General features: G+C 61.0%; 1 protein-coding gene. It reads right to left on the reverse strand.

Annotated features, from left to right (window positions below; all coding sequences use genetic code 11):
- Window positions 1-983, reverse strand: a 983-nt coding sequence (locus DWV20_RS09940; RefSeq protein WP_158566381.1) for a hypothetical protein, incomplete at its 3' end; no start/stop codon positions are given.
- Window positions 984-1,213: the final 230 nt, after the last annotated feature.

Here is a 1,213-nt window from a genome sequence, read left to right on the forward strand (position 1 = left end):
GCGGGTCCAGCCTGTTTGGGCGAACGTGCCGCAACGGCGCCGACCGCAAAAAGGACCGCGACGTATATCAGGGCCACGGCAAGCATCGATGCGCTGCCTGAACCGGAGCCAATGAATTCTGTCGGGAAGCATCCTACGTAGCCCGTGGCCTCGATAGGCGAGAACACGGCCAGCGGCAGGAGCCCGAGCACGGCATTATGCTCCAGCGCCGAATCGGACAGCAACGGGAATGCCGGGGCCGCGACAAGCAGCGCTGAGGCAAGGGGGCCCGCGAGGACGCGCCTCGTTGCGGTCGATAGGACGGCGGAGCAAACGGATATCAAGGTTCCGCCCGCAAGCAGCGCGAGAAGCAGGGTCGTGAAGACGTTTCCCGCGGTCGTGGTGGTAAGCGCGCCGTCATGGAAGAAGGCGATCGGGTACCCAATTTGCCCGAAGCCGTTTAGGGCCAAGGCGTAAATGCCCCCGGGTGCGAGGCCGGCGAGGAGCATCGCGGTCCCCGCGGCGATTATCGAAAACACGATCTGGATAAGGCGCCGGAATTTGGGCACGGGCGCCTTCGCCGCCAGGGTCGCAGGCCTTGTGGCGCCGAGCACGAGTATCGACGAGAGAAGGAAGGGGATGAAGGGAAGGAAAGACGGCGCCGTGGCAATGGCGTAAGGCAGGAAGGAAAGGAATGGCAGGTCGTTTGCGGAGGCCGGGATATCCGTGATGCCGGAGCTGCTCAGGGCACGGCAATACGCGAGGTCTGCGTCATTGGTCTCTCGGTCTCCCACGATGGACCCGGATTGGAAGCCTTCGTCCATGAGCGCGTAGTAGCTCTCGGCAGAATCGAGAAAGGCGGCGTCGGTTTGAGCGGCGAGGGCGGCGTTCGCGTATCTTGCAAGCTCCGCGTCAGCTTGCTGCCCTGGCGATAGGTCTGTGCCGTTGGCCTGGGGTGCGCGCGTATTGAATGCGTCGACAAAGCTCTGCATGCCCTGCTTCATAAAGAAGGGCCCGTAGATGGGTGAATTGAACGCAATGGGGACGGAAAAGGCTGCAGCGAGAACGAGCGTACAAATCCATGCGGCCCTGTCTCTTAGGATCAGTTTGAGAAGAAGTCGACAGTACATTTGGAAGCACCTACGTTCCTCAAAGAATCGTTAGATTAAAAGTAACAGACCGGATGAAGATACGTGCGACGGGGGCGAGGCGAATGGCTGAGCGGTATCGATAT

Source organism: Collinsella sp. AF02-46-1, from assembly GCF_003465825.1.
In the GTDB taxonomy this organism is placed as follows: Bacteria; Actinomycetota; Coriobacteriia; order Coriobacteriales; family Coriobacteriaceae; genus Collinsella.